Source organism: Bradyrhizobium liaoningense, assembly GCF_018130955.1.
GTDB classification, from domain to species: domain Bacteria; phylum Pseudomonadota; class Alphaproteobacteria; order Rhizobiales; family Xanthobacteraceae; genus Bradyrhizobium; species Bradyrhizobium liaoningense_C.
The window spans coordinates 1-12,134 of the sequence record NZ_JAFCJM010000109.1 but is presented as its reverse complement, the minus strand read 5'-3'; the positions used below and the strand labels follow the sequence as shown (position 1 = coordinate 12,134).

The following is a 12,134-nucleotide window of genomic DNA, read 5'->3' as shown; positions in this document are numbered from 1 at the left end:
GCTCAGCAACCCGAATATCGCCAAAAGACATCCCATGCCTCCCGTCCCAAACAGGTCGAAAGGCCTTGAATCACATTCCCAAATTCTCGGGAATCACTTTCGGGCATCCCTTAGCCCACAAGGGGAGAGGGTGCACCGCGCACGTAGCGCCAGCTTACTGCCGCCCCAGCTGCGTCGCCTTCTCGACGCGATCGAACCGCTCCAGCGACAAAATCGCCTCCGCAAACTGCTCGGCGCGGCCGCTCAGCACCGGGCGCGCCAACGTCAAGAACTTCTGCTGCATCGCCTTGGCGTCGGGGAAGGAATTCGGCTCGCCGGAGGGATCGGCGTAGAGGCGCTCATGGACGCCGTCGTCGGTGGTGATGCTGACGCGCGCGCCGAAAGGATGGCTGCGGCCTTCCAGGCGCTCGTCCTGCACGACGTCGAACTTGTCGGCGAGCGCGTCGATCGCGGCATCGCCGAGCCTGACGTAGTCGTCCCAGCCAAATGAGCCCTGGTCGAGCGCAAGCGCGCCGGTGAAGAACATCGAGAACTGCCCGCCGACGATCGAGCGTGGATGCCGCTTGGTCGCAGCATCGCCGGTCAGCGTGATGCCGTTGCGATGAAGGCCGACCTCGACGCGCTTGACCTGCTCGGGCGTCAGATTGTGCTCGCGCCGCATCGCGATCAGCGCGTCGATCGCCGCATGGGTGTAGCGGCAGCTCGGATACGGTTTTACGCCGATCTTCATCGTCTCATAGGTCCTGCCGAGACCGGCGGTGGCCTTGTCGGGATGCGCGTCATCGGTGTAGCCGACCAGCAGGCCGTGCTTGCCTTCGACGGATTCGGTCGCGCCGATGAAATCGTTGCGCGCGAGCGTGGCAGCGATAACGCCGTTCATCGCGGCGGCGCCGACCTGGTAGCGCTTGTTCCAGGCACCGTTGACCAGAAATTGCAGTGAACCGGCGGCCTGGCTACCGGAGACGCCGAAGGCGGCGATGGTCTGCGTCTCGTTGAGACCAAACAGTTTTGCAGCCGCAGCGGCCGCGCCATAGGTACCGGCGGTCGCGGTCGGATGGAAACCGCGCGCGTAATGCGAGGTCGGGTCGAGCGCGTTGCCGAGCCGGCAGCAGACCTCGTAGCCCGCAACGATCGCGGTGAGCACGTCGCGCCCCGACGCGCCGACCATCTCACCAACGGCAAATGCCGCCGGGACCACCGGCGCGCTCGGATGCAGCGAGGAGTCCGCGTGCGTATCGTCGAAATCGAGGGAATGGCCGAGCGCGCCGTTGAGCAGCGCCGCGACCGCGGGTGTCCATGTCTTGCTGTCACCGAACACGGTGGACTCGCCCTTGGTGTCGAGGGCGAGGGCCTCCAGCATCTTCAGGACCGACGGCGTCGATTCCGCCTCGCTCCGCGCGCGGATGGCGCTGCCGAGGAAATCGAGCGTCAGCACCTTTGCGCGATCCAGCACTTCGGCCGGGATGTCCTGGTATTTCAGGTTGGCAACATAGGCAGCTAACGTTGCGGTTTCGTGGGCCATCGTGTTTCCTCGTTTTGGCGGGCAAGTTAGGCGGGCTGATTTGGCCTTTCAAGCTGCCATTGGCTCGCGGGGATCAGCTATGCTGTCAGCCGCTTAACTGATGCGTTGCCGGGATATTGGATGATGGCTCTCTCACAGCGGCTGTTCGATCGGATTCTGGCGCTGCGGACGCAATTGGGGCTCGCGATCCGGGTCACGGTGGCGGCCACCGCGGCCTATGCGATTGCCACCGCGCTGCATCTGCTGCTGCCGCTCTGGGCCGTGCTGACCTCGCTGATCGTGACCCAGATGAGCGTCGGACGCTCGCTGAAGGCGACGCGCGACTACATGCTCGGTACGGTCGGCGGCGCCATCTATGGCGGCGCGATCGCGGTGTTGATCCCTTACTCCGGCGAGATGCAATTGCTGGGGTTGCTCGTGCTGGCCGTGGCACCGCTCGCCTTCGTCGCGGCGATCCATCCGAGCCTGAGTGCCGCCACGGTGACGGCGGTCATCGTGCTGCTGGTTCCGACCATGCATCATGCCGATCCCATGACCTCGGCGATCGATCGCGTCAGCGAGGTCTCGGTCGGCGCCATCACAGGCCTCCTCGTCTCGTTCCTCGTGCTGCCCTCGCGTGCGGTGCGGCAGATTCGCGCCAGCGCCGGGCACCTGCTCGAACTGATCGCCGACGCCTTCACCGAATTGCTGGCGGGGCTGACGCGCGGCCGTGACAGCGATGCGCTCCACGGTATTCAGGACGGCATAGGCAGTGCGATCGTCGCCCTGAACGCGATCGGCGCGGAGGCCGAGCGTGAGCGCGCAGCGCGCCTGTCGTCGGGGCCGGATACCGGCCCGCTCCTGCGCACGATCCTGCGGCTGCGCCATGACGTCGTGATGATCGGCCGCGCCACCGTGGTGCCGCTGCCGGCCGAAGTGCAGACACGGCTCGTCGGTCCCTTGTCGGACGTCTCAGCGACGATCGCGGCCTACATGCGCTCCGCCGCGGAGGCGCTTCGTTCCGGCGTCGGCGCGCCGGCGATCCGGCCGGTGCACCTGGCGCTGGAGCGCTATGCGAACGAGGTCGCGGCCGTCCGCCGCGAGGGATTGATCCGCGGCCATCCCGGCGACACCGCCGAGCGCTTCTTTGCGCTCAGTTTCTCGCTGGAGCAGATGCACCAGAATCTCGGCGATCTCGATCGCGTCGTCGGTGAGTGGTCGGAGACGTCGCTGAGCAAGCCCGCGCGGGTGGCCGATCAGGCGAGGTAGCCTAGCGCCGCGTCAATCCCTTGCCTTGCATGCGCCAGACCAGGAGATCGATGCGGTCCTGGCCGAAGAATGGCTCTTTCTCGAAGACGAAGGTCGGCACGCCCCAATGGCCCGCGGCCGCGTGGTCCTTCTCGTTCCCGGCGATCACCTGCTCGTAGCGATCAGGATCGGCTTCAATCGCCGCGTCCATCCTGGCGAGGTCGAAGCCGGCCTTCTCGGCGGCCCGCGCGAGATGATCGCCTTCGTTCCAGCCGTCCACCGAGCCGTCCCACAACGTGCGTGCGATCGCGTAGGTGAAAGGCAGCGCGCATCCTTCGAGTTGGGCCATCGCGCCCAGCCGGGTGAGACGATGGATATAAGGTTGCTCTGCGGCGACCTCGAGCGTCGTCAAGTCCTGCACGATCGGATTGGGACGCGGAAAGCGGAACGGGATGTCCTCGCGCTGTGCCACGCGACTGGAATCGAGAACGATATAGTGAATGAGCTGCGGATTGGCCTTCTTGAAGAAGCCGGGCACGCGCACCGCCAGCGGATAGACCGGTCGCAGATTGACCGTGAGATCATACTCCTCGACCAGCTTCAGCGTTTTGGGCAGCGCCAGATAGCTATAGGGGCTGCGGAACGAGAAGTAGAGATCGACGGAGAGCGTCATCGCATCTCGCTCACGATCTGCCGCATCATGCTGCGCACGACCAGCTTGTGGAAGGGCATGATGAGCGTCAGGTAGGCGCGGCCCAAAAGATTATGTGTCAGCACGAGCGTGGTCGCGGTGACTTGCCGGCCGGTCGCCGCACGCCCGACATCGACCACGACGCGGAAGTCGAGGTGATAATCGTTGAAGCCCGCGACCAGCCGCTCCGGCGTCTCGCTGACCACTGGAAACAGGCCGATCATGCCGCCCGGTGCAGGCGCGCCTTCGCCCGAGGTCTTGAGCCCGAACGGCAACACCAGGATGTTGCGCAGGCGCAGCAGCGCATCGATCCAGCGCGGCCCGCCAAGCACCATCTTCTCGCAGGCCCGCCGCGCATCGAGTGGCTGTTCGCCGATCTCGACGCGATAGGCATCGACGAACTGGGCGCCGGCGAGCAGCGTGCCGGGATCGACCTCGGGAACGACTTCCTGGACCGGTGTCATGCCGTCAATTTGCGCGCCAGACGCTGGAAGCGCAAGATCAGAAGCCCGGCATAAACGAATGTCCCGATCGACAGTCCGATCCAGACGCCCACGGCGCCGAGATGTGCGTGGAAGGCCAGCACCCAGGCGATCGGGAAGGCGATGCCCCAATAGCCAATCGCGGCGAACACCAGCGTCATCCGCGTGTCATTGAGGCCGCGCAGCGCGCCGCCCATGATGGACTGGAGACCGTCGGCAATGAAGAAGGTGGCGCCGACCAGCAGCAGGGTCGCGGTCAGCTCGACCGTCGCCTCGCTGGTGTCGCCGCCGCCGAAGAACAGCCGCGCCAATGGATAGCGCGTCAGCACGATCGCAAGCGTCAGCGCTGCGACCAGCGCGATGCCGAGCAGTGCCGCGACCAGGCCCGCGCGCTTCACCCCGTCCGGTTCGTTGCGGCCGAAGGCGTGCCCGACCCGCACCGTCGCTGCAAGGCCGATGCCGAGGGGGATCATGAACAGCACGGCCGTGACCTGAAGCGCGATCTGATGCGCGGCGAGCGCCGTCGTGCTGATCAATCCCATCAGCAGCGCGGCCGAGGAGAACAGGCCGTATTCCATCAGCAGGGAGAACGAGATCGGCGCGCCGATCATGATGAGCTCGCGCATCAACGGCCAGTCGATTCGCCAGAGATGGACGAGCGTATGATAATCGGCGAACGGCTTTCGGTAGGCGACGATGCCGAGCGCGGCGAAGAAGGTGCCGAAATTCACCAGCGTGGTCGCAAGGCCCGCGCCGAACAGCCCGAGCCGCGGAAGGCCGTACAGGCCGTGGATCAGGGCGTAGACGAGCAGCGCGTTGGCCGGAATCGCGGCAATGGTGATCCACAGCGGCGGCTGCGGATGGTTCACCGCGCTCATCATGCCGCGCAGGGCAATAAAGCCGAGCGCCGGCGCGATGCCCCAGGCGAGCCCGTAGAGATAGTGCTGGGCAAGCGCCGCGGAATGCGGCGCCTGCCCGAGCGCAAGCAAAATCTCCTCGCCATAGAGCGGCGAGGCCATCATCGGCAGCGAGATCAGGAGCGACACCCAGAGGCCGACGCGCAGGGAGCGGCGGATGCGGCGCGGATCGCCCGCGCCAAAAGCCTGCGCCGCCAATGGCGATACCGCCGCCACGAGACCGAGACCGAAGGTGAAACTGATGAAATAGACGGTATGCGCCAGCGCGGCCGCAGCCACCGAATCCTCGCCGAGCCGGCCGATCAGCGCGAGATCGGTCGTCATCATCGCGATCTGGCCGAGCTGGGTCAGCATCATCGGCACGGCCAGCCGCAGCGTCTCGCCGAACTCGTCGGCGAGATGATTTTGCTGCACGCCGGACTGCGGCTGCGGATGCTGGACCGTGTCGAGCATGGGGTACCAATAGTATCAGCACGCGACCAAAAAATGGCCGGTCTTGGGTCCCGGACGCGGCCTTCACCCTCCCCTTGTGGGAGAGGGTGGCATAGGCGGCCTTTGGCCGCAGTCCTTTTGAGAACGCCGATGCTTCGCATCGGCTATGGCTTAGCGGCGAGACGGGTGCTCTCTCCGCGGACGAGTCACTCGCGATTGATTTCGCGGATGCAACCCCTCATCCGGCGCTTCGCGCCACCTTCTCCCACAAGGGGAGAAGGAAGAAAGCGAGCCTTAGCCCTTCCGCTCCGGCACGCGCTTGATCTTCGCGCCGAGCGCGTTCAGCCGCTCGTCGATGCGCTCATAGCCGCGCTCGATCTGGTCGGCATTGTTGATCGTCGAGGTGCCTTCGGCGCAGACGGCCGCCAGCAGCATCGCCATGCCGGCGCGGATGTCGGGCGAGATCATCGATGCGCCGCGCAGCCGGCTGGGGCCGGCGATGATGGCGCGATGCGGGTCGCACAGCACGATGCGCGCACCCATCGCGATCAGCTTGTCGACGAAGAACATCCGCGACTCGAACATCTTCTCGAACATCAAAATCACGCCTTCGCATTGCGTGGCGGTGACGATCGCGATCGACATCAGATCGGCGGGGAAGGCCGGCCAGGGCTGGTCCTCCAGCTTCGGCACGTGGCCGCCAAAATCGTCCTGGATCTTGAGCGTCTGGTTGGACGGCACGATCAAATCGTCGCCCTCGACGCGGCAGACGATGCCGAGCCGCTCAAACCCCATGCGGATCGAGCGCAGATGGTCGACGCCGGCCCGCGCGATGCGGAGCGGCGAGCGCGTCACCGCGGCAAGCCCGATCAGCGAGCCGACCTCGATATGATCGGGCTGGATCGCATAGATCGTGCCGCCGAGCGTGGCCTGCCCATGCACGATCATGGTGTTGGTGCCGATGCCCTCGATCTTCGCGCCGAGCGCGACCAGGAAATTGGCGAGATCCTGCACATGCGGCTCGGACGCCGCGTTGCGCAAATAGGTCGTGCCTTCGGCCGCGACCGCTGCGACCAGCGCGTTCTCGGTCGCGGTGACGCTCGGCTCGTCCAGGAACACGTCGGCGCCGGTGAGTTTTGGGGCACGGAATTCCAGCCGGTCGGTCGCGGTGACCTTGGCGCCCAACTGCTCCAGCGCCAGCACATGCGTGTCCAGCCGGCGCCGGCCGATGACGTCGCCGCCGGGCGGCGGCAGCATCACCTCACCGCAACGGGCGAGCAGGGGACCTGCGAGCAGGATCGAGGCGCGGATGCGGACGCAGAGCTCGGGATCGAGATCGGCCGCCCGGATACTTTTCGCATGAATGACGAGCGTGTTGCGCGCGGTCCATTCGGCTGACGCGCCGACCGAGCGGATCAGCTCGACCAGCGTCTCGGTGTCGCGGATGCGCGGCACGTTCTGAAGCGTAACCGGATGCTCGGTCAGCAGCGCAGCCGCGATGATCGGCAGTGCCGAGTTCTTGTTGCCGGAGGGCTCGATCGTGCCCGAGAGCCGGTGACCGCCCTCGACGATGTACTGAATGGGCGCCACGTGGGGTTCTCGCTGTCCTGCAGTTGGGCCGGGCCGTTTCGGGGGCGGAAACTAGCGAGAATCGGGCGCAGTATCAATTCTGCACTTCCCGAAGGTGCAGGCCCGTTCCGAGCATCAGTGTAGGGGCCGAAAACAGGCCTTTAGAAGAAATCGAGGATGTGCACCACCGCATAGATGATCGCGATCAGGATCAGCGCGCCGATCACGAAGAAGGAGAATTCGAACGCGATCGCGGCGATGCCAAGCGTCGCCGAGACGCCGGCCAACAGCCGTTCCTCGCGGCGGATCAGCGAAAACACCGAAAAGGCGATGGCGAACAGGCCGAGTGCGATTGCGCCGGCGGACAATTCGCTGCTCAGTTGGGCGCCGGCCGATTTCTCCTGAACCGGGGCCTGATACTCGACGCCCTTGGCGCGGGCGATCAGGCGGTCCTTGAGGCGATGTCCGGTGTCGACGATGACCTTATCGACCGGAGGCGGCGGATAGATCATCGGCAGGACCCAATGCGGCAACACGGCCGCAATCAGGGCCAAGAGCCCGATGATGCTGCCGATCGAGCCGAACCAGCGAGATGGCGCAGCATTACCCGTCGTTGCAGAACTGGTCATGACATGACGCTTCCCGGCCCCAATTGGCCGCAGGATTTACGTCACTTCGTCGCGGCGGGCGCCGGCGGGGTTCACCGGGTGCGCCAGCGCGCCACAGTCCGGTGCGGCGCGTTATGTGTCGATGGTCGCGCTGAGCGAGTTTTCCTGGATGAAGTCGCGGCGCGGCTCCACCACGTCGCCCATCAGCTTGGTGAAGATGTCGTCGGCCTCGTCGACCTCCTTGACCTTCACCTGCAACAGCGAGCGGACGTTGGTGTCGAGCGTCGTCTCCCAGAGCTGCTCGGGGTTCATCTCGCCCAGACCTTTGTAGCGCTGCAGCGTGATGCCCTTGCGGCCGGCTTCGGTGACCGCCTCGAACAGGTCGACGGGGCCGTGGATCGCGTGCTCGGAGTCCTTGCGGCGCAGCTTGCCGTGCCGCGCATAGACGTCCTGGAGCCTTCCCGTGTACTCGTCGAGCTTGCGGGCCTCGACCGAGCCCAAAAATGCGTCGTCGACGGCGGCGGCTTCCTTGACCCCGCGCACGGTGCGCTCGAAGACAAAACCCTGGCCTTCCACATACTGGCCGATCCAGCCGCGCTCGACCTCCTCGGCCTGCGCGTCCAGTCGCCCGGCGATGTATTGCGCCGCGGCGCTGGCCTTCTCGGGATCGCCATAGATCGCCTTGTTCAGCACGCCGGTGATGGCAGCCTGTTCGACCACCTTGCGATTATAGCGGCTGTGCAGATTGCGCAGGATGCCGCGGATGACCCGGGCGTCGTCGACCAGCGAATGCAGGTCGCGGCCCGAGCGTTCGCCGCCGGTGCCGGGCGTGAACACGCAATCGTCGAGCCCGGTATTGATCAGATAGTCTTCCAGCGCGCGCTCGTCCTTCAGATACTGCTCCGACTTGCCGCGCGAAACTTTGTAGAGCGGCGGCTGGGCGATGTAGAGATAGCCGCCGTCGATGACGTCGCGCATCTGGCGGTAGAAGAAGGTGAGCAGCAGCGTGCGGATATGGGCGCCGTCGACGTCGGCGTCCGTCATCACGATGATCTTGTGATAGCGCAGCTTCTCGATCGAGAAATCGTCGCTGATGCCGGTGCCGAGCGCGGTGATCAGCGTGCCGATCTGCTCGCTGGACAGCATCTTGTCGGTGCGCACGCGCTCGACGTTGAGGATCTTGCCGCGGAGCGGCAAGACGGCCTGGAATTCGCGGTTGCGACCCTGCTTGGCGCTGCCGCCTGCCGAGTCACCCTCGACGATGAAGAGCTCGGATTTCGCCGGATCCTTCTCCTGGCAGTCGGCGAGCTTGCCGGGCAGCGAGGAGACCGACAGCGGGCTCTTGCGCGTCAGCTCGCGCGCTTTTCGGGCGGCTTCGCGGGCGGCCGCGGCCTGGATCACCTTGCCGACGATCATCTTGGCTTCGCTGGGGTGCTCCTCGAACCAGGCCTGCAGCGCTTCGTTCAACACGTTCTCGACCACCGGGCGCACTTCCGAGGACACCAGCTTGTCCTTGGTCTGCGACGAGAATTTTGGATCGGGCACCTTCACCGAGAGAACGGCGGTCAAGCCTTCGCGGCAGTCGTCGCCGGTGAGCGCGATCTTTTCCTTCTTCGCATTGGCCTCGGCATAGCCATTGACCTGGCGCGTCAGCGCGCCGCGGAAGCCGGCCAGATGGGTGCCGCCGTCGCGTTGCGGGATGTTGTTGGTGAAGCAGAGCACGTTCTCGTGGTAGCTGTCGTTCCACCAAAGCGCGGCCTCGACGCCGATGCCGTTGAGCTCCGCGCGCACCATGATCGGCGCCGGCACGATCGCCTTCTTGTTGCGATCGAGATATTTGACGAACTCCTCGACGCCGCCGGAATAGTGCATCTCCTCGCGCTTTTCGACCGCGTGACGCATGTCGGACAGCGCGATGTTGACGCCGGAATTGAGGAAGGCGAGCTCGCGCAGCCTGTGCTCGAGAGTCGCGAAATCATACTCGACGTTCTTGAACGTTTCGAGCGAGGCCAAGAACGTCACTTCGGTGCCGCGCCTGCCCGGCGCGTCGCCGACGACCTTGAGCGGTGCCACCGCATCGCCATGGGCGAACTCGATGTAGTGCTCCTTGTCGTCGCGCCAGATGCGCAAGCCGAGCTTGCTGGACAGCGCGTTGACCACGGAGACGCCGACGCCGTGCAGACCGCCGGAGACCTTGTAGGAGTTCTGGTCGAATTTTCCGCCGGCATGGAGCTGGGTCATGATGACCTCGGCCGCCGAGATGCCTTCGCCCTTGTGAATGTCGACGGGAATGCCACGGCCGTCGTCGCGCACGGTGACGGAATTGTCGGCATTGAGCACGACGTCCACGCGCGTGGCGTGGCCCGCGAGCGCTTCGTCGATCGCGTTGTCGACGACCTCGTAGACCATGTGGTGCAGGCCCGAGCCGTCGTCGGTGTCGCCGATATACATGCCCGGGCGCTTGCGGACGGCATCGAGACCCTTGAGCACGCGGATCGATTCCGCGCCGTACTCATTCGCGTTTGAGGGCTCGTTTTCGGCAATTGGTTGCCGAGCAGGTTCTGTCATTGAGAGGCCTTCGAGGGGTGTCCCGAATCAGCGGCGCACAAGGGGCGCTGATTCCTGCTATTTGTGCCACGAAAGGGGACCTGCGCCTAGCGCAAAGTATCCTATCGCAACCCTTTGAGCAGATAGGGATTTTTTGCCTGTTTTCAAGGCGTCGGAAGGCCGATTCTCGGCGCTGCAAAAAGGCCGATTCGACGGCACGTTTTGGGGCCTTCGGGGACGTGGTTCTTCCGGGCGTCGCAGGGCCGTTTCAGGGCGCATAGGGCGTCCCGGAACGGGCCGCGGGTTCAGTAGATCTGGGACGGCTTTTTATCGTCGTTGAGGGCCCAGGCCTCGCCTGAGGCCAGGGTGACAGTATCGGTGCGCAGCGTAAGGCCCGACACGCGCAGCTGGTAGGAATACGTGCCGGGCGGCAGATCCAGCACTTGTGGATGATTTTCGCCGCCCGCGATCTTGATGGTTTGATCGTTGATCACAAGCGAAGCCACGTCTGGCCTTAGATAGCCGAATATCAGCCGTGCTTGTCCTGATATCGGCAGGACATTGGCCTTGGCCGCGGCCTCCGGATTCCTTTGCGCCAGGCTGACCGTGGTCTCGCCCTTGGCGCGGCCAAGCTTCAGCACGGCCGGGCCCTTTGGGGAGACGAAGGCGAGGTGCACGCGGTCGGCGGCGATCACCGCGTCATCCGGCTTCTCCTGCCAGCCGCGCTGTCCGAGCTCTCTGCGGTAGAAGGCGAGCACATCGCTGAGCTCTGCGGGCACGCGCGCTGCGAGCTCGAGCCGGAGCGGGGCCTCGGCGCCATGCGCCCGCGTGGTGTGGAATTGGCTGAAACTGCTCTGCTTCGGTGCCGGCATGTCGACGTCGGGATCTGCTGTCAGCGGCTCCTTCGAACAGCCTGCGAGAACAGCGAGGGCGCACACCAGCAGCCGCCATCGTGCCGGGACTTTCGTGGGGCGCTTGACTATCGTCACACTCACTCTCCAGGGATGCCGCGCGTCTTGATCCTCGCGCGACGCCAAGGCTGCGATAGGCGTCGCCGCGGCCTCTGGACCACTAGTCGCCCCACGGATCGACCAGGTTCAACCTGGCCGATCCGGCAAGGGCTGCGGGGTCAGTACAGATGGAACGGCGACTGGACGGCTCCGTCGCGCCCCACCGTGAGCTCCCAGGCATCGCCGACGGCGAGAGTGAGGGTGTCGGTGCGGGTTGGATGGTCCGGCACGCGCAGCTCGTAGGAATACTCGCCCGGCGGCAGATCGAGCCTCAGCGCGTGTTGGCGGCGGTACGCGATCGTGATCGTCTGCTCGTTGATGGTGAGCTCTGCTTCGTTGTCGCCGCTATTGGCGAACACCAGCGCTGCCTGGCCGGGTTTGGGCATGACGTTCGCCTTGGTCGCGGCCTCCGAGTTCTTCTGCACGAGACTGACCGAGGTGTTGCCGTTCTTGCGGCCGAGCTTCAGCACCGCCGATCCCTCCGGGACGGTGAAGGCAAGCTGCGCCTGATCGGCCGCGATCACCGCGCCGTCCGGCTTTTCCTGCCAGCCGAGCTTGCCGAGCTCCGTGCGGTAGAAGGCCAGCACGTCGCCAAGCTTTGCGGGTACGCAGGCTTCGAGCGTGCTCCGAAGCGGAGCCTTGCTTCCGGGCGTCACCGTTGTGTTGAAGCTGCTGAAGCTAGATGCCGTCGGCACGGGCACGGCCTTGTCGGGATTTGGCGTGAGCGTCTGCCAGCCGATCGCAGCCTTGATCCTGGCGAGCGGGCTCGGCGCGACGCAGTTGCGATAGGCCTGCACGTCCACGTCCATGATGCCGCCGGCCTGAGCCTCGATTGGCGAGCCCGCCAAGAGGAAGAGGCTGCACGCAACCGGCCGCCATTGTGCCGAAACCTTCATCCCGTGCCTGACCATCGTCGTGCTCATCCAAGTGTATCGCGCGTCTTCGTGCGATACAGCGGCTGCGATACGGTCGCCGCGGCCTCCAGACGACTAGTCGCCCCACGAACCGGACAGGTTCAACCTTGCCGATCTCGACAAAGGCGGCGGGCTAGTTGTGGAATCTCAAGAGGTCGTTCTCCGGGAGGGCGAGGCGGCTGATCGGTGGTTTGGCGTGCAGGCTGCCGTGCGAG

At 65.3% G+C, this 12,134-nt stretch carries 10 protein-coding genes; 1 reads left to right on the top strand and 9 read right to left on the bottom strand.

Features of this window, described 5'->3' with window-relative positions; genetic code table 11:
* Positions 1 to 154 precede the first annotated feature (154 nt).
* Positions 155 to 1,522, bottom strand: a complete 1,368-nt coding sequence (locus tag JQ632_RS38145) for an MmgE/PrpD family protein (RefSeq protein ID WP_212407863.1) — start codon at positions 1,520 to 1,522, stop codon at positions 155 to 157.
* A gap of 123 nt (positions 1,523 to 1,645) precedes the next feature.
* On the opposite strand from JQ632_RS38145, the gene JQ632_RS38140 reads away from it, so the two are divergent.
* The gene (locus JQ632_RS38140) at positions 1,646 to 2,770 is read left to right on the top strand and encodes an aromatic acid exporter family protein (protein WP_212407865.1); all 1,125 of its coding nucleotides are present in this window, start codon (positions 1,646 to 1,648) and stop codon (positions 2,768 to 2,770) included.
* 1 nt (position 2,771) lies between these two features.
* On the opposite strand, the gene JQ632_RS38135 is transcribed toward JQ632_RS38140, so the two are convergent.
* From JQ632_RS38135 to JQ632_RS38100, 8 genes are all read right to left on the bottom strand, one after another.
* Entirely contained in the window at positions 2,772 to 3,422 is a 651-nt protein-coding gene (locus JQ632_RS38135; protein ID WP_212407862.1) for a 2-hydroxychromene-2-carboxylate isomerase, read from the bottom strand.
* Positions 3,419 to 3,904, bottom strand: a complete 486-nt coding sequence (locus JQ632_RS38130) for a DUF2867 domain-containing protein (protein ID WP_212407861.1) — start codon at positions 3,902 to 3,904, stop codon at positions 3,419 to 3,421. Before JQ632_RS38130 ends, JQ632_RS38135 begins: the two co-directional genes overlap by 4 nt.
* A complete protein-coding gene (locus JQ632_RS38125; protein WP_212407860.1) occupies positions 3,901 to 5,292 on the bottom strand; it encodes an MATE family efflux transporter in 1,392 nt (463 codons plus the stop codon). The genes JQ632_RS38130 and JQ632_RS38125 overlap by 4 nt, the downstream gene beginning before the upstream one ends.
* A gap of 273 nt (positions 5,293 to 5,565) precedes the next feature.
* Entirely contained in the window at positions 5,566 to 6,861 is a 1,296-nt protein-coding gene (gene murA, locus JQ632_RS38120) for a UDP-N-acetylglucosamine 1-carboxyvinyltransferase (protein WP_212407859.1), read from the bottom strand.
* 140 nt (positions 6,862 to 7,001) lie between these two features.
* Entirely contained in the window at positions 7,002 to 7,469 is a 468-nt protein-coding gene (locus tag JQ632_RS38115) for a hypothetical protein (RefSeq protein WP_212407858.1), read from the bottom strand.
* Positions 7,470 to 7,580: 111 nt separating this feature from the next.
* Positions 7,581 to 10,016, bottom strand: coding sequence for a DNA topoisomerase (ATP-hydrolyzing) subunit B (gene gyrB, locus JQ632_RS38110; protein ID WP_212407857.1), 2,436 nt, complete (start codon positions 10,014 to 10,016; stop codon positions 7,581 to 7,583).
* Positions 10,017 to 10,300: 284 nt separating this feature from the next.
* Positions 10,301 to 10,984 carry a hypothetical protein gene (locus JQ632_RS38105; protein ID WP_212407856.1) on the bottom strand — a complete coding sequence of 228 codons (684 nt, stop codon included), beginning with the start codon at positions 10,982 to 10,984 and terminating at the stop codon, positions 10,301 to 10,303.
* A gap of 140 nt (positions 10,985 to 11,124) precedes the next feature.
* Positions 11,125 to 11,928 (bottom strand): hypothetical protein, encoded by an 804-nt coding sequence (locus JQ632_RS38100; RefSeq protein ID WP_249152825.1) that lies wholly within the window; start codon positions 11,926 to 11,928, stop codon positions 11,125 to 11,127.
* Between the last annotated feature and the right edge of the window lie 206 nt (positions 11,929 to 12,134).